At 50.5% G+C, this 16,859-nt stretch carries 15 protein-coding genes; 7 read left to right on the forward strand and 8 right to left on the reverse strand.

All coding sequences use genetic code 11. The features are described from left to right. Positions 1–57 precede the first annotated feature (57 nt). Complete coding sequence (locus BUQ98_RS11225; protein ID WP_074213915.1) at positions 58–435, forward strand: VOC family protein; 378 nt, start codon at positions 58–60, stop codon at positions 433–435. Between the two features lie 205 nt (positions 436–640). Continuing rightward, complete coding sequence (locus tag BUQ98_RS11230) at positions 641–1,078, forward strand: Hsp20 family protein (RefSeq protein ID WP_074214218.1); 438 nt, start codon at positions 641–643, stop codon at positions 1,076–1,078. 310 nt (positions 1,079–1,388) lie between these two features. Here BUQ98_RS11230 and BUQ98_RS11235 read toward each other — a convergent pair whose 3' ends face one another. From BUQ98_RS11235 to glyQ, 3 genes are all read right to left on the reverse strand, one after another. Continuing rightward, positions 1,389–2,642: a valine--pyruvate transaminase gene (locus BUQ98_RS11235; RefSeq protein ID WP_074213916.1), complete on the reverse strand. Its 1,254-nt coding sequence runs from the start codon at positions 2,640–2,642 to the stop codon at positions 1,389–1,391. A gap of 375 nt (positions 2,643–3,017) precedes the next feature. Further along, on the reverse strand, positions 3,018–5,087 hold the full coding sequence (glyS, locus tag BUQ98_RS11240; RefSeq protein WP_074213917.1) for a glycine--tRNA ligase subunit beta: 2,070 nt from the start codon (positions 5,085–5,087) through the stop codon (positions 3,018–3,020). Positions 5,088–5,096: 9 nt separating this feature from the next. After that, positions 5,097–6,008 (reverse strand): glycine--tRNA ligase subunit alpha, encoded by a 912-nt coding sequence (gene glyQ / locus BUQ98_RS11245; RefSeq protein WP_074213918.1) that lies wholly within the window; start codon positions 6,006–6,008, stop codon positions 5,097–5,099. 376 nt (positions 6,009–6,384) lie between these two features. Between glyQ and BUQ98_RS11250 the strand changes: the two genes are divergently transcribed. Then, positions 6,385–6,945 carry a TMEM165/GDT1 family protein gene (locus BUQ98_RS11250; RefSeq protein ID WP_074213919.1) on the forward strand — a complete coding sequence of 187 codons (561 nt, stop codon included), beginning with the start codon at positions 6,385–6,387 and terminating at the stop codon, positions 6,943–6,945. 33 nt (positions 6,946–6,978) lie between these two features. Here the strand turns inward: BUQ98_RS11250 and tusA are convergent, their stop codons facing one another. Beyond that, positions 6,979–7,227, reverse strand: coding sequence for a sulfurtransferase TusA (tusA, locus tag BUQ98_RS11255; protein WP_074213920.1), 249 nt, complete (start codon positions 7,225–7,227; stop codon positions 6,979–6,981). A gap of 121 nt (positions 7,228–7,348) precedes the next feature. On the opposite strand from tusA, the gene BUQ98_RS16945 reads away from it, so the two are divergent. Next, positions 7,349–7,552, forward strand: a complete 204-nt coding sequence (locus BUQ98_RS16945; protein ID WP_139294736.1) for a hypothetical protein — start codon at positions 7,349–7,351, stop codon at positions 7,550–7,552. A gap of 148 nt (positions 7,553–7,700) precedes the next feature. Here the strand turns inward: BUQ98_RS16945 and BUQ98_RS11260 are convergent, their stop codons facing one another. From BUQ98_RS11260 to fadB, 4 genes are all read right to left on the reverse strand, one after another. Beyond that, the gene (locus BUQ98_RS11260; RefSeq protein WP_074214219.1) at positions 7,701–8,687 is read right to left on the reverse strand and encodes an acrylyl-CoA reductase (NADPH); all 987 of its coding nucleotides are present in this window, start codon (positions 8,685–8,687) and stop codon (positions 7,701–7,703) included. A gap of 133 nt (positions 8,688–8,820) precedes the next feature. Next, a protein-coding gene (locus tag BUQ98_RS16815) for an IS3 family transposase (protein WP_139294610.1) occupies positions 8,821–10,049 on the reverse strand; the annotation gives its coding sequence in 2 pieces (ribosomal slippage) (positions 8,821–9,698 and positions 9,698–10,049; 1,230 coding nt in all). A 100-nt stretch (positions 10,050–10,149) separates the two neighbouring features. Beyond that, positions 10,150–11,313, reverse strand: a complete 1,164-nt coding sequence (gene fadA / locus BUQ98_RS11275; RefSeq protein WP_074213921.1) for an acetyl-CoA C-acyltransferase FadA — start codon at positions 11,311–11,313, stop codon at positions 10,150–10,152. A gap of 16 nt (positions 11,314–11,329) precedes the next feature. After that, positions 11,330–13,510, reverse strand: a complete 2,181-nt coding sequence (gene fadB, locus BUQ98_RS11280) for a fatty acid oxidation complex subunit alpha FadB (RefSeq protein WP_074213922.1) — start codon at positions 13,508–13,510, stop codon at positions 11,330–11,332. A gap of 216 nt (positions 13,511–13,726) precedes the next feature. Between fadB and BUQ98_RS11285 the strand changes: the two genes are divergently transcribed. The 3 genes from BUQ98_RS11285 to hemG all read left to right on the forward strand — a co-directional run bounded on the left by BUQ98_RS11285 (position 13,727) and on the right by hemG (position 16,456). Further along, positions 13,727–14,365 carry a YigZ family protein gene (locus BUQ98_RS11285; protein ID WP_074214220.1) on the forward strand — a complete coding sequence of 213 codons (639 nt, stop codon included), beginning with the start codon at positions 13,727–13,729 and terminating at the stop codon, positions 14,363–14,365. 66 nt (positions 14,366–14,431) lie between these two features. Next, the gene (locus BUQ98_RS11290; RefSeq protein ID WP_074213923.1) at positions 14,432–15,889 is read left to right on the forward strand and encodes a TrkH family potassium uptake protein; all 1,458 of its coding nucleotides are present in this window, start codon (positions 14,432–14,434) and stop codon (positions 15,887–15,889) included. A gap of 21 nt (positions 15,890–15,910) precedes the next feature. Further along, complete coding sequence (gene hemG / locus BUQ98_RS11295) at positions 15,911–16,456, forward strand: menaquinone-dependent protoporphyrinogen IX dehydrogenase (RefSeq protein WP_074213924.1); 546 nt, start codon at positions 15,911–15,913, stop codon at positions 16,454–16,456. The last annotated feature ends 403 nt before the right edge of the window (positions 16,457–16,859 follow it).

Genomic DNA, 16,859 nt, shown 5'->3' on the forward strand with positions numbered 1-16,859 from the left:
TTGTTATGGGGCGAGTAAACTCATCATTCCCTTAACGGCAAAGTGATAGGAAGCCTTATGTCTATTAAAACACGCGCTAATCTCCAATTGGTTTATGTTTCTGATATTGACCGCTCTGTAGGTTTCTACCAGCAACTCTTTCAATGTGAGCCTGTCTTTACCAGTCCCAGGTATGTGGCCTTTTCTGCCTCTGAACAGGGAGATGCCTTGTTTGCATTGTGGACAGGCGGCGAGCAGCCATCACCATCAATCACGCGTCTGAGTGAAATCGGTATTATGGTGCCCACCAATAATGACGTTGATGCGGTTTTTGACCAATGGTCGAACAACTTAACCATCGATGTTGTACAACCTCCTTACGATGATGTGTTTGGCCGAACCTTCGTGATTCAAGATCCTGATGGGCATCTCGTGCGTGTTGCACCGCTTGATTAGTCTGATAGGAGGGATGTGTTTGAGAGGCTCGCTATCGAATAGTACGCCTTCCCCGAGAGCAAAAAATGTTAAAGCTGCTATTGAAATCAAATTACGCAACCCTATATAGAGTAATGAGGCGATGCCATTGGGTCGCCGGGGGCTTGTCCAAGTAGGAAAGCCGTTCGTTAAAGACATTTTATTGCTTCATAAGAAGGGTAAGATTATGCGTAATTTTGATTTCTCTCCACTCTATCGTACTGCTATTGGCTTCGACCGTTTATTTGATCTAGTCGAAAACAGCAACACCAATAATGCGGGTGGGTTTCCTCCTTACAATATTGAGCAGAGTAAGGAAAACCAGTACCGTATCACTATGGCCGTAGCTGGGTTTGGCCAAAACGAAGTAGACATTACTCAGCAGAAAAACAGCCTGACGGTTGCCGGCAAGAAATCAAGCCGTAGCCAAGAGACGAAGTTCTTGTATCAGGGCATTGCCGAGCGTGATTTCGAGCGCAAGTTCCAGCTCGACGATCACATTAAAGTGACCGGTGCGGAAATGGAAAACGGCATGCTTCATATTGATTTAGTGCGTGAGGTGCCTGAAGAGGAAAAACCTCGTCGCATCGAGATTGGCAGCCGACTACTCGAAAACGCGGAGTAAACCGGGAACGGTAGATACCCAACCAGATGGGTAAGGAGAGGGCAGCGTTGCTGCCCTTTTTGTTCCTGCCAGCCATCACTCTTTTAAACCTTCTATCAAGTCTAAGTGTGTGCCTCTAAACACACCTGATATAAGTTTTTTCATTACAGTCTTACCGTCTTGGGTGACTTAATATGGCTTTTTCTTCCTCTATTAGTCAGGTATAAGCTCTGCATTACGAGGTGGGTGCGTTGTCGATATCTTGTATTCGGAGGTGTGGGAGTGTTCCACGTGAAACATCATGCGCAAGTGTTCCACGTGAAACTAAGGCTTATTCCTCGTTGTAGGCGCGCGCGACTTCTTCAGCAATCACCTTAATGCCTTGTTGCATGGCGTCATCATCTTGGACATAGTTCATGCGAATACATTGTTTAGCATGATCCCAGCCTTCGTGCTCCACACCAATAAAGAAGTACTCTCCGGGTACAACCAGTACACCGCGTGCTTTGAGGCGCTTATATAATGTTTGCGTGGAAATGGGGAGATCGTTAAACCAGAGCCATAGGAAGATGGCCCCCTCTGGTTTATGAACACGAACACGCTCATCATTAATGGTTTCAAGCACCATATTTAAGGTGCGTTGTGACTTTTGGTGGTAGAAGGGGCGCACGACGTCTTTGCTTAAACGTAATAGGTCGCCACGCTCTATCATCGCTAGCGCCATGGCCGGTCCCACACTGTTTGGTGACAGGCTGACGATACCGTTGATATTGGACATCGCACTGATCACCGTTTCATTGGCAATCACAATCCCACAACGCACACCAGGCAACCCAAGCTTACTCAGGCTTGAGCAAAGTATGGTGTTGTCATTCCAGAACGGGGCGACGTCCTCAAAAATAATATCCGGGAAGGGCGTGCCATAGGCATTGTCTATGATCAGTGGAATATTGTTGTCGCGAGCGAGTTGGTCAAGTTGTTGGATTTCGTTATCGGTTAGCACATTGCCGGTTGGGTTGGTCGGGCGTGAGGCACAGATGGCGCCAATACTTTCATCAATTGTTAGGCGGCTAAAGTCGACGTGGTATTTAAACTGTCGGTTTTCTAGCAACTCAATGTCAGGTTGATAGCTAACAAAGATATCGTCATTGATGCCGGCGTCGCCATAACCGATATATTCAGGTGCGAGGGGCAGCAAGATTTTTTTGTGGCTGCCATCGGAGTAGCGCCCAGCTAATAGGTTAAATAGATAAAAGAAAGCACTTTGGCTGCCATTGGTTAGCATGATGTTTTTGCTTGAGAGCTGCCAGCCATAAGTCTGATTAAGCAGCTCGGCGAGGGCATTCAGTAATGCCGATTTTCCTTGTGGACCATCGTAGTTTGCCATGGCGTGAACGAGACTACCGTCGTCGAGCATTGATTGGCTTAGCGTCTTAAAGTAGTTGAGCATTTCCGGGATCGCAGCGGGGTTGCCGCCCCCCAACATAATGGCGTCTGGATTACGTAAGCCGTCATTAAGATCGTCCATTAACTGTGTGATGCCCGAGTGATTTGCGAACTTCTCGCCAAAGTGAGTGACTTCCATGATTACTGCCTTTAGATATCTGTATCGATGTTGTGGTTAAGCTGCAATCAACATACAACAATCTATTGTGTAAAAGAAAGCATGGTAAGTTTGTTATCTAGTCGTCATTAAAGGGTATGGTTGACGGGGTTGTTACGTTATCGGTACACACTAGGGGAAAGTCGCTTAGAGGGATAGAAATCCAAGTGTTCCACGTGAAACCAACTCGGCTTGGCTCGACAAACAGGGTGATTAGCGTCATTGAATTGGGTAGCCAACGAGGCTGAGACCTGGTAGTAAGGTAGATGAATGTTGGTAGCGAAGAGGGGCGTACGGGTATAAACACCCAAAAAAAGCCCCGCGCAATGGCGGGGCTGGGTAGCGTATTGTCGATGATTACTTCTGTAGAACAGAGATATCTGCCACGTTGAGGAACTGCTCACGGATAAGGTGAAGCATCGCTAAACGGTTGGCTTTCAGTGCGGGATCATCTGCCATAACCATCACGTTATCAAAGAAGGTATCAACTGGGGTGCGTAATTGCGCCAGTTCTGTCAGGGCTCCTTGATAATCGCTGTTAGCAAACAAAGGTTTAACCGCTGCAACTTTCTCAGCGACCATGTCCGCCAATGCTTTTTCAGCGTCTTCTTGCAGCAGGCTTGCATCGACGCTGCTAGGGAGCTCGCCGTCATATTTGGCCAAGATATTGCCTACACGCTTGTTGGCCGCGGCGAGTGCTTCGGCTTCTTCAAGACTACGGAAGTGCGATACCGCTTTAACGCGGCTGTCAAAGTCAGCCGGCTTGGTTGGACGACGTGCCAATACGGCTTGGATGATATCAACGCTATAGCCCATATCTTGGTACCAGGCGCGGAAACGACCTAACATAAAGTCGAGGACATCCGCCTCTACCTCTTTGTGAGTCAGACGGTCATCGTACTGAGCTTTGGCATCACGGATAAGGTCGACAAGATCAAGCTGATAGCCGTTCTCGACGATAATACGCAGAACGCCTAACGCGGCACGACGCAGGGCGAAGGGGTCACTCCCTTTAGGCGCTTGACCAATACCAAAGATGCCCACGATGGTATCCATTTTGTCAGCCATTGAAAGTGCTGAGGAGACAGGTGTCGTAGGTAGCTTATCACCGGCAAAGCGCGGCCAGTATTGCTCGTTCAGCGCCAGTGCTACGGCTTCGGGCTCGCCATCATGACGCGCATAGTGCATGCCCATCACGCCTTGGGTTTCGGTGAACTCAAACACCATCGAGGTCATGAGATCACACTTAGCCAGTTGCCCCGCGCGCTCCGTGTGTGTCTTGTCGGCACCGATACGCTCTGCAATCTGTCCTGCGAGTGCAGTAATGCGGTCGGTTTTATCTTTGATGGTACCTAATTGCTTTTGGAATACCGCGCTATCAAGCTCTGGCAGGCGCTCAATCAATGGGCGCTTGCGGTCAGTATCAAAGAAGAACTCCGCATCCGCGAGGCGAGGGCGCACGACCTTCTCATTCCCTGAGATAACCTGCGCCGGATCTTTCGATTCGATGTTAGACACGAAGATGAACTTCGGCAGTAGCTCGCCGTTAGCGTCATAGACAGGGAAGTACTTTTGGTCGCCTTTCATGGTGTACACCAGCGCTTCTGATGGCACCTTAAGGAACTTGTTCTCAAACGAGGCCGTCAGTACCACTGGCCACTCCACCAGAGAGGTGACTTCTTCAACCAAGTCTTCATCAAGCTCAGCAATCCCGCCAACCGCGTCAGCCGCTGCTTTGGCATCTTTAATAATCAACGCCTTACGCTTTTCATAATCGGCCATGACTTTACCTTCACGCTCAAGGCGCTCTGGGTATTGGTCAGCATGATCCAGCGTTAAGATCGATTCACCCATAAAGCGGTGACCACGAACCACGCGATCGGACGCCACGCCTAGGATAGTGCCTTCAATCAAGGTGTCCCCATACAGCATCACCAAGGTTTTCACTGGGCGGATAAACTGGGTGTCTTTGTCACCCCAGCGCATGGGTTTAGGAATAGGCAGCTTGCTTAGAGCGTTATCGGCCAGTACCGGCAGTAAGGCGTCAATGGCTTGGCCTGGTACGTGTTGACGATACAGCAACCACTCACCTTTATCGGTTTTTAGACGCTCGGCCTCGCTCACGTCAATCCCGTTACCGCGCGCCCAACCCATAGCCGCTTTGGTGGGGTTGCCGTCTGCGTCAAAGGCGGCGCTGACCGCAGGACCACGTTTTTCAACCACTTTGTCTGGCTGGCGATCGCTCAATGCAGCGACTTTAAGTGCCAAGCGACGCGGGGAGGCGTACCAAGTGACACCTTGGTGGCTCAGATCAGCGTCTTTCAATTGTACGTCGAATTGGCTGGCAAAAGCTTCAGCCAAGGTGCGTAAGGCTGTGGGTGGTAGCTCTTCAGTGCCGAGTTCAATCAGGAAATTTTGCGTTGCCATGATGCTCCCTTATTTGGTGTGTCGGCACATCGGGAAGCCCAGCGCTTCGCGAGATGCGTAGTAGGCTTCGGCGACACGTTTAGTCAGTGTGCGAATGCGCAGAATATAGCGTTGACGTTCAGTCACTGAGATGGCTTTGCGCGCATCCAGCAGGTTGAACGCATGACCGGCTTTTAGGATCTGTTCGTAAGCAGGCAAAGGGAGCGGCTGCTCGAGATCCAGTAGCTTGGTACTTTCAGCTTCGCACTGATCAAAGTAGCGGAACAGAAAATCCACATCGGCATGTTCAAAGTTATAGGTCGACTGTTCCACTTCGTTTTGGTGGAAGATATCGCCATAGGTGACTGTACCAAACGGGCCATTCGTCCAGACAAGGTCGTACACAGAGTCGACTTCTTGGATATACATGGCGAGACGCTCGATACCGTAGGTGATCTCACCGGTGACCGGTTTGCATTCCAACCCGCCTACTTGCTGGAAATAGGTAAACTGGGTGATCTCCATCCCGTTCAGCCAGACTTCCCAGCCTAGGCCCCAAGCGCCAAGCGTTGGGTTTTCCCAGTTATCTTCCACAAAGCGAATGTCGTGGACTTCTGGATCAATCCCCAGCACACGCAGCGAGCCTAAATACAGCTCTTGAATGTTATCGGGTGACGGTTTCAGGATGGTTTGAAACTGGTAGTAGTGCTGCAGACGGTTCGGGTTCTCGCCATAACGCCCATCGGTAGGACGACGAGAAGGTTGAACGTAAGCCGCTGCAATGGGCTCTGGACCAAGTGCACGCAAGCATGTCATTGGGTGGGAGGTACCTGCACCCACTTCCATGTCTAGCGGCTGAACAATGGTACAGCCTTGCTGGGCCCAATAATCCTGCAGCGCGAGGATCATACCCTGAAAGGTTTTGATATCGAATTTATGCATTGTCAGGTTCGCGCGAGTTGATGAATGGAGAAAATAGCTGGCAATTATAACTCGCAGCGCGCTCAAGCAGTAGGGGGCTGGCGGATTTTTGTGCGACTTTGATTCGCTTATTTTCTGCGTGTAGGGGGAGGAGGAATAGAAGTTGCCAAGCGATTGTTCAAATCGTACACTAGCGCCGTCTTGGGGAGTAGTCGACCACTGCACAGTCAGTGGGGCAATCATCAACATAGTTGAAGCAAAATCTTCATGGTGATTGTAAGCCTGCCATTAGGTGCTCTGGGCTTGACGAGACCAACGACAATCGCACGAACCGGGGTGGGGCGTGTGTGTTGTCGTGGTTGAATCATAATAAGCCCTGCCCCAGATGAGCAATGTCATGAGCGTTCTTGCTATTTCTATCTCCACCGTTACCTTGGCGGAAATCGGGGATAAAACCCAATTACTATCGCTGGCGTTAGCGACACGTTTTCGTAAACCCGCGGTGATTATCTTTGCCATTTTCGTGGCGACGTTAGTCAATCACGCCATTGCCGCCTGGCTCGGCGTGGTTGCAGCCGATATTCTGACTGATACCGTATTGCATATTGTTTTAATCATCAGTTTTAGTGTGATGGCGGTATGGATGCTGATCCCTGACAAGCTTGAGGAAGAAGGTATTCAGGGTAAAAGCGCTTTCTGGGCGAGCTTCAGTGCCTTTTTTATCGCAGAAATTGGCGATAAAACTCAGATCGCTACGACCGCATTGGGCGCCCAATTTAATGATGCGCTATGGGTGGTGGTGATAGGATCAACCATTGGCATGTTGTTAGCCAATGTCCCCGTGGTGCTGGCCGGTGATAGAATTCAGCGTCATGTGCCATTTGCGGTGGTACGCGCGCTCGCCGCAGCCATGTTTGCGGCATTGGCTGTACTCGATACCTGGTATCTACTGAGTTAACGCAGGGAAATGATGAATCGATAAGGGTTGGCGTTATGCCAGCCCTTTTTTGATCAAAAATTGAAACGGCACGCTCTCTGTTTGGGCTGCGATAAGGGTGTGATCCATAAAACGACAAAAGCTGGGAATATCACGCGTGGTTGAGGGATCATCGGCGGTAATAAGCAAGGTCTGACCGTCATCCATGTGGCGGATACGTTTACGTACCATCATTACAGGCTCCGGGCAGCGCAGGCCTAAGGCATCAAGTTGAAGATCGGCGTGGTCAAAAGCGAGTGTCATTGTTTTTACCTCAAAAAGTGTCGACCTGATCATACTTATGGCGACAAATTATTCAAACAGGGTTGCGGTTGTAAATGAGTTGTGTAAATTATTTAACAAGTCGTTAACTAAGGGCGGGATCATGAGAAAAGCACAAACGAGCACATTGGGCTTGGCTTATCGACACCGCATCGCTGCTTACACAGGGCTCAGCGGACTCGCTTTTTGGGGATTAACGCATAGTCATGAGCACACTCTCTTGGCAACACTAGCAATCTGCGCCGCAGCTTTGGGGTTATGGGTAGAAGCCTTATCGACCTCAACGCCACGCTCGCAGCCTGACTAGGCTAACTCACTCAACAGCTACACTCACTCCCAGTTTTCTTGGGCTTCCCCGCTCTTCGAGCGGGATTTTTTTGTCCACTGTTTGCTGATCGAAAGTCAAGAAACGGTCCACCCACAATAGAAGGCAGACCGTCAGTTGTGTCCCCCCTTTAACTGGCCATATCAATGACCACGCGGCCTTTCACCTCGCCTTGTATGATTTTGTCCGCATACTCTGGAGTCTGCGCAAGCGTAATCGTGTGGCAGGCCTGTTCAAAGTAACTGGCGGGTAATAGCTTGGTCAGTGACTGCCACGCCGCTTGACGCGGTGCTTTCGGGCAAGAGACTGAATCGATACCTTGCAATCGCACATTGCGCAGAATAAATGGCATTACAGTCGCAGGTAAGTCGAAACCGCCCGCCAGGCCACATGCGGCAACTGTGCCACCGTACTGGATTTGTGAAAGGACATTGGCGAGCATTTGACTACCCACAGTATCAATCGCGCCAGACCACTGCTGTTTATCCAGCGGACGACCGGGTGCGCTAAAGGACTCGCGCGGTAGTACTTCGTCAGCCCCCAGTTGCTTAAGCCACGCTTGATTGGCTTCAAGTCGGCCTGTAACGGCACTCACGCGATACCCTAATGCATGTAATAAGGTAACTGCGACAGAGCCAACACCGCCACTGGCGCCAGTGACTAACACAGGACCATCTTCAGGTTTCACGCCGCCATCGATTAAGGCTTGCACACATAACATTGCGGTAAACCCAGCGGTGCCTACCATCATTGCCTGTTGCTCAGTGAGTCCTTCTGGGAGAGGAACGAGCCAGTCGCCATTCACACGCGCTTTTTCGGCCATGCCACCCCAGTGTGACTCTCCGACGCCCCAGCCGGTCAGCACCACTTTATCTCCGGGCTGATAATTTAGGTGCTGGCTGTCCGCCACTGTGCCCGCAAAATCGATACCCGGTACCATGGGGAATTGGCGAACAATTTTGCCTTTGCCGGTGATGGCCAAGCCGTCTTTATAATTAAGGGAGCTAAAATCGACATTGATGGTGACATTACCATCAGGTAGCAAGTCGTCATCGAGTGAGGTGATTTTGGTGAGGATTTGTTGTTCGTGTTGTTCGAGGACAAGCGCGTTAAACATGGCATTCTCCCGGTTGAAGTCAGTGAGCGGCCATACTAGGCCAGATGATGTTACCACCACATGCGTTACATCAATCACTATGCGATTGTGCACGGGATGACGCATGTCCCGTCCTAATATAGGTTGACAGTTTTTAGGCCAGCTCCAGTAGCTGGCCTTTTTTATTATGCACCTGATTGGGGGTTGCCATACTTAAACTTAGGTGCGGTCTCATTTCGTTGTATATCGCTATCGATTCTTTTACCAGTATTTTAAGCTCTGTCAGTGTCTTACACCGGTACAGTAAAAACTCATGCTTCAGTATGCCATTGACTCTTTCCGCTAACGCGTTTTGGTAGCAATCATAACCATCCGTCATCGACGGCTGGATTTGACTCTCCTGTAGCGCACTCTGATAAACGGCTGAGCAGTATTGCGAACCTCGGTCTGAGTGATGTACCGCATTGCCGATATAGCGCTTATCTTTGACGGCCATTTTCAGCGCTTTCACTACATTGTCGACTTTCATATCTTCGCTAACGTGATGACCCACTATCTTGCGTGAGTTGGCATCGGTCACCAGTGACAGATAGTGCACACCTTGGTCTGATTCAACATAAGTGATGTCGCTGACCAGTACATGCGCAGCATCATGCAGTCCGTCTTCTTTTAGCAGGTTAGGATGCTTCTTCATCCAGTGCTTACTACACGTAGTTTTTGTGTAGCTTTTCTTGGGTTTAACCAGTAAGCCTTCGCTTCTCAGATAGCTAAAAAACCCGTCTCGCCCTAGCTTAATTTCGTGTTCAACTAGCTTGGGCTTTACCAACGCGTAGAGCTTACGCGCCCCTAACCTCGGCATATACTTACGCCAGTATTGGACCCAGTCTCTGATGATTGATAGTTCAGCTCTTCGGCTTTCCATTCGAGCAACGGCTTGATAGACACCTTGCCGAGAAATGCCTGTGGCACGACATGCCGCCGCTAACTTTATTTTACTTTTGGCTTTGGCTTGCCAGATGTACCGGATAAGTACTTTTTTCTGAGGCCGGCTCCGTACTCATTGTCCATGATATCGACCATACCATTGAGGATTTGGTTACGCAGTTTCTCTTCGGCTAACTCACGCTCAAGGCGCTTGATAGTTTCGGATGGGGTTTCTTTTGAATGTGGCATAAGGGGATGCTGAAATGGCTTCGACCAATCGAGTCTACCATGTTTTCTGAGCCAGACGAGTACCGTTGAGCGGCCCTGAATGCCAAAACGGGCTTGAGCTTGTTTGTACGTCATTTCGCCTTTTTCAACACGCTCTACAACGCCTAATTTAAAGGCTAAGGTGTAATCACGTTGCGTGCGCTTACGGCTTGAATTACTTGATGTTGTCATAAAGAAGTCCTCTTTATGTCAACGTATTTCAGGACGGGACAGCAAGCCAAAAAAAAGAGCGGACTCAGCCGCTCTTTATTAACGAAAGATCGCCTTATGGTTAGACGCGTTCGAACACAGTCGCAATCCCTTGGCCTAAACCAATGCACATGGTGGCTAAGCCTAAGGTGGCATCTTGGCGCTCCATTTGATGCAGCAAGGTGGTCGAGATGCGTGCACCGGAACAGCCTAATGGATGACCTAGTGCAATTGCACCACCGTTGAGGTTAACTTTGTCATCCACTTTATCCATCAGGCCAAGATCTTTGACACAAGGCAGAGACTGGGCGGCAAATGCCTCATTCAGTTCGACCAAGTCAATGTCATCGATGCTTAAACCAGCACGTTTTAGCGCTTTTTTGGTCGCAGGAACCGGGCCGTATCCCATAATCGATGGATCGCAACCCGCCACGCTCATGGCGCGGATACGCGCACGGATCGGTAAGCCAAGCGACTTGGCTTTTTCCTCACTCATCACCAACATTGCAGAAGCGCCATCCGATAATGCCGACGACGTGCCAGCGGTTACTGTGCCATTGGCAGGGTCAAAGGCGGGGCGTAAACCGGCGAGGCTCTCTACGGTGGTTTCTGGACGAATCACTTCATCGTCTTCCACCAAGGTGAGTAGGCCATCGGCATCATGGCCTTCGATAGGGGCAATTTCTTCTCTAAAGCGGCCTTCCACGGTGGCGGCATGTGCACGGGCATGAGAACGAGCGGCAAACTGGTCTTGCATTTCACGGCTGATGCCATGCATGCGACCGAGCATTTCAGCGGTAAGCCCCATCATGCCAGCGGCTTTAGCTACCGACTTAGATAAGCCAGGGTGGAAGTCGACACCATGGTTCATCGGCACGTGACCCATGTGTTCGACACCACCAATCAAGAAGGTGTCGCCATCACCGACCATGATTGCGCGAGCCGCATCATGGAGCGCTTGCATCGACGAGCCACACAGACGGTTGACCGTGGTGGCACCCACGCTATGTGGAATGCCAGCAAGGAGCGCCGCATTACGGGCAATGTTAAAACCTTGCTCGAGCGTTTGTTGTACACAGCCCCAGTAGATGTCTTCAATGCTGGTGCTTTCTACCGCAGGATTACGTGCCAATAGAGACTTCATCAGGTGCGCGGATAGATCTTCAGCGCGGACGTTGCGAAACACACCGCCTTTCGAACGGCCCATTGGGGTGCGGATACAGTCAACGATCACTACATTGTTCATTGTTCTCTCCTTAAACTTAGGCTGATTGCGGTGCGTTGACCGGTGTGACATCAAAGTAAGCCTGTTTATCGCCGGCACGACGTTTCATATCCGCTGGGACATGATACAAAGCACCGAGGTCAGAGAATTTGTCTGCCATGGCGACGTAGTTATCAACACCCAAAGTGTCGACATAACGGAAAGCACCGCCACGGAATGGCGGGAAGCCAATGCCATAAACCAAGGCGATGTCTGCCTCAGCCGGAGAGGCGATAATGTCTTCTTCCAAGCAGCGGGCGACTTCGTTGATCATCGGCACCATCATGCGAGCGATAATATCTTCGTCACTGATCTCAGCCTGTCCACCTTGGATGACGGGGGCGAGCAGTTCAGAGACGGCTTCATCGGCCTCTTTTTTCGGCTTGCCTTTTTTATCCGTGGTGTAGCGATAGAAACCTTTGCCGTTTTTCTGACCGAATCGCTCGGCTTCAAACATCACGTCAATGGCATCGCGGCCAGATTTGCTCATGCGATCAGGGAAACCTTCTGCCATCACTGCCTGTGCGTGGTGCGCGGTATCGATACCAACCACATCAAGCAAATAAGCAGGGCCCATCGGCCAGCCAAATTGTTTTTCCATGATTTTATCAATGCGCTGGAAGTCCACGCCGTCACGCAGTAGCAAGCTAAAGGCATGGAAGTAGGGGAACAATACACGGTTGACGAAAAAGCCGGGGCAGTCGTTGACGACCACGGGCGACTTACCCATCTTGGCGGCGTAAGCGACCACGCGTGCGATGGTTTCATCAGAGGTTTTCTCGCCACGAATGACTTCCACTAATGGCATGCGATGAACCGGGTTAAAGAAGTGCATGCCACAGAAGTTTTCTGGGCGGGCCAATGACTTCGCCAGTGTATTGATAGGAATGGTAGAGGTGTTGGACGCAATGACGGTGTCGTCACTGACCTGGGCTTCCACTTCTTTGAGGACGCTGGTTTTCACTTTCGGGTTCTCGACCACGGCCTCGACGATCACGTCACTTTGCTCAATGCCCGCATAGTGAAGACTTGGGGTGATTGACGACAATACTTGGCCCATTTTAAAACCATCGACACGACCACGCTCTAGCTGCTTGTTCAGTAGCTTGGTCGCTTCTTTCATGCCGAGGTCTAGCGAGGCTTGGGCGATGTCTTTCATCATCACCGGAACGCCTTTGAGCGCCGATTGGTAGGCAATACCGCCGCCCATGATGCCCGCGCCTAATACCGCACCACGTTGGGTGTCTTTACCTTGTTTGGCGGCTTTTTTGGCGTTGCCTTTAATGACCTGGTCATTAAGGAAAATACCGACCAAGGCTTGTGCGACATCGGTTTTAGCCAGCTTAACGAAGTAGCGGTTTTCGACTTTGAGCGCGTCGTCGCGTGTCATCCCTGCAGCTTCTTCAATGGCGGTCACGGCGGTCATTGGCGCGGGGTAGTGTTTACCGGCGACCTGCGCCACCATGCCTTTGGCCATGGTGAAGCTCATCGCCGCTTCAGTGCGGTTAAGCTTGAGAGGTTGCTTTTTCTGTTGGCGACGGCTTTGCCAATCAATTTTTTCGTCGATCGCTTGGCCAAGCATTCGAATCGCCGCGTCGCGCAGGTTATCGTTATCGACGACCGCATCTATCAGTCCTTCCTTTAATGCTGCAGACGCGCGCTTTTCTTTCCCTGCGGTGATGATCTCCATTGCCGTATCGGCACCGATCAAACGGGGCAGGCGAACTGTCCCTCCAAACCCTGGCATGATACCTAGCTTGGTTTCAGGTAGACCAATTCGGGCGTCAGTGCTGGCAACTCGTAAATCGGTGGCAAGAATGCACTCGCAGCCGCCCCCTAATGCATGACCGTTAACGGCGCTGATGGTTGGGTAGGGTAAATCTTCAAGACGATTAAAGATTGCGTTGGCGCGAGATACCCAATCAGAGAGCTCTTGGTCGGGCTTGGCGAACAAGCCGAGGAACTCGGTAATGTCTGCGCCGACAATAAAGGCCGATTTAGCAGAAGTGAGTAATAGCCCCTTCACGTCATCCCGGCCAGCCAATGCGTCTAGTGCTTGGTCTAAGCTTTCTAGCGTTGCCAGATCCAATTTGTTGACAGAACCTTGGCTGTCTAAGGTCAGTTCTGCAATGCCGTTATCCAAAGCACGAACTGAAAGGTTATCTCCTTGGTAGATCATGGTTGTTCTCCACGTTGGCAGTACCATCCTGGTTGAATAGTGTTCTGGTTAGACCAGATGCGACCTAGTGTGGATCATTGTTATAATAAATGACAACCAAAAGTTAAACGAATGTTTAAAATATGTGGTGTGAGTTGTTTTTACTGTGGCCGAGTCCCTGTTGTGCTTAGGGGAATATGGTACAGTGCGTCGCTGAGACACAAAGGTTGTACCATGATGCCGATCACCCCATACGCAGTGCCTGCCGAAACCGTAAGGCACGAAATTGAAATTAAAAAGAGCCGGTTTATTACCTATCTCGCCCATACGCCGGGTGAGGAAGAGGCGAAGCAATTTATTCAGTCACTGCGATCGGCGTATCCTGATGCACGCCATCACTGCTGGGCATTTGTCGCAGGCCGGCCTGAATCTTCCGTGCAATGGGGGTGTGGCGATGATGGTGAGCCAGCGGGAACGGCAGGCAAGCCGATGCTTGCGCAGTTATCAGGTGCGAACGTCGGTGAGATTTGTGCCGTGGTAGTACGCTATTTTGGCGGGATTAAACTGGGTACTGGGGGCTTGGTCAAAGCGTATGGCAGTAGTGTGCAGCAAGCCCTGGGCCTTTTGACCACGCGAGAAGTGGCAGTGACAGTCCCTTACACGATAAGCTGTGAATATGCTCACATTGATACGATAGAATCGCTACTCAAGCAGTACGATGGCGTTCAGCTCGATGCAGAATTCAGCCATAATGTGCGATTGAGTGTGCGTATCGATGCGCGCTATATCGATGTGTTTCTTGAGGCACTTAAAAATCAAACCCGCGGGCAAGCACATGCACTCCCGCTGGAGAATAAGATAACGTCAGGCACCTAGCCTGCTTTACGTGTAACGACGAGACGGTAGTAAGCGCTACCGCCGATAAGAGGGCCACGTCAGGCTATGCAATTTCGTTCCATCACCCGCATTGTCGGACTTCTGCTGGCCCTGTTCAGCATTACTATGCTTGCTCCCGCGTTGGTCGCCTTTATCTATCGCGACGGCGCTGGCTATCCCTTTGTATTGACCTTCTTCCTCTTACTTGCTGGTGGCGGGTTGCTGTGGTTCCCAAACCGAGATTATCGGCATGAGCTCAAAGCGCGTGATGGCTTTTTAATTGTCGTCTTGTTCTGGACGGTGATCGGGAGTGCTGGGTCGGTGCCTCTGATGCTGTCTGAACAACCTGATCTTTCCGTGAGTGAGGCGTTTTTTGAGTCCTTTTCTGGCTTGACCACCACAGGCGCAACGGTGATTGTGGGGCTGGATGAACTCCCCAAGGCCATTCTCTTCTATCGCCAGCTTCTTCAATGGTTGGGCGGGATGGGGATCATTGTCTTAGCGGTAGCGATTCTTCCCGTGCTTGGCATTGGAGGCATGCAGCTTTATCGCGCAGAGATCCCTGGACCAGTCAAAGATACCAAAATGACGCCCAGGATCGCCGAAACAGCAAAAGTGCTCTGGTATATCTATCTGACTTTAACCGTGAGTTGTGCTCTAGCCTATTGGTTGGCCGGTATGTCAGCCTTCGATGCGATTGGGCATAGTTTTTCAACCGTCGCGATTGGCGGGTTTTCTACTCATGATGCCAGCATTGGTCACTTTGATAGCACCGCCGTTAATCTCATCACTGTGGTATTTTTATTGATATCTGCGTGTAACTTTTCCCTCCATTTCGCCGCCTTCGCCAATAATGGGCTCAATCTAAAGTTTTACTTGCGCGACCCAGAGTTTCGCGCGTTTTTGGTGATTCAATTCCTGCTGTGGCTGGTGGTGTTTACCATGCTGAGTGGACATCAAGTCTATAACAGCCCTACAGAAACCTTCACCCAAGCGCTATTTCAGTCAGTATCTATCTCAACGACCGCAGGGTATACCACCACCACATTTGCGCACTGGCCACTGTTCTTGCCTGTGTTGTTATTGTTTTCATCATTTATTGGTGGTTGTGCAGGCTCGACCGGTGGAGGGATGAAGGTCATTCGGATCCTGCTGCTGTCACTGCAAGGCACGCGTGAGCTCAAACGTTTAGTTCACCCCCGCGCGGTATACACCATTAAAGTCGGTAATAAAGCGTTGCGCCAACAAGTGGTTGATGCCGTATGGGGGTTCTTCTCCGCCTACGCGCTGGTATTTGTCATTTGTATGTTGGCCTTGATAGCAACGGGCATTGAAGAGCTAACGGCGTTTTCAGCCGTGGCTGCGACGCTCAACAACCTAGGCCCAGGGCTAGGCGAAGTGGCTGCTCACTTTGGCGATATTAATGATACAGCGAAGTGGGTATTGATCCTTGCCATGCTATTCGGCCGTTTAGAAATATTCACATTATTGGTTTTATTTACTCCCACATTCTGGCGGAGCTAGCCGTATGGGGAAGGAGAGGACATGAGCGAGCAAAGCAACGCAACGCAAAAAGTCTTACTGCTACATTCCAGCCGAGAAGGGCAGACCAAGAAAATCCTACACTTTATCGAGCAACAGCTTGGTGCGTCGGCGCGGTGTGAGGTGAAAGATATTCATCAGCGGCCAGACATCGATCTCAACCAATACGATCGGATACTGATTGGTGCGTCTATTCGCTATGGTCATTTTAATAAAAAGCTGTATCAATTTATTGATGCGCATGCAGATCAGCTTAAAACCGTGAAAGCAGCATTCTTTAGCGTCAATCTCACCGCGCGTAAACCGGGAAAAGATACGCCAGAAACCAGCGCCTATAGCCGTAAGTTTATCGATAAGTCACCTTGGACCCCCGAGCTGCATGGTGTCTTTGCCGGCGCACTCTACTATCCACGCTATAAATGGTTCGATCGAGTGATGATTCGCTTCATCATGCACATCACGGGAGGGGAGACGGATACGACCAAAGAGGTGGAATACACGGATTGGCGTAAAGTGGCAGAATTCGGCGAGCAATTTGCCCGCTTTTAGGCCATAACGCTGATTGTTTGACCGAACGGCGGCTTTTTCTAAAAAAAGTCGCTTTTTAGTCTTGCGATGGTGAGTGACTTCTCTATAATGCGCCTCCATCGACACGGCAGGCAGGGCAAGCGCTCATCGGCCATGTCGGGGCAAAAAATCGAATGAAAATAAACGCTTGACGTGAGTGTTCAAACGATTAAGATAGCCCACCTACTTAACGCAGACAACGCGTTAGGGAAGTCAATAAGAGGTTTTGTTTTGGCCGGTTGGCTAAAAAGAAAAGATAAAATTTCTTCTTGACTTTAACGGTAAGGCGCGTAAGATACGCAGCCCTGACCAAGCGAAGCGCAGCTTCGCACAGTCAACGCTCTTTAACAATTTGACCTATGCAATCTGTGTGGGCACTCGTTGA

The sequence above is a fragment of the Salinivibrio sp. ES.052 genome (assembly GCF_900141775.1).
In the GTDB taxonomy this organism is placed as follows: domain Bacteria; phylum Pseudomonadota; class Gammaproteobacteria; order Enterobacterales; family Vibrionaceae; genus Salinivibrio.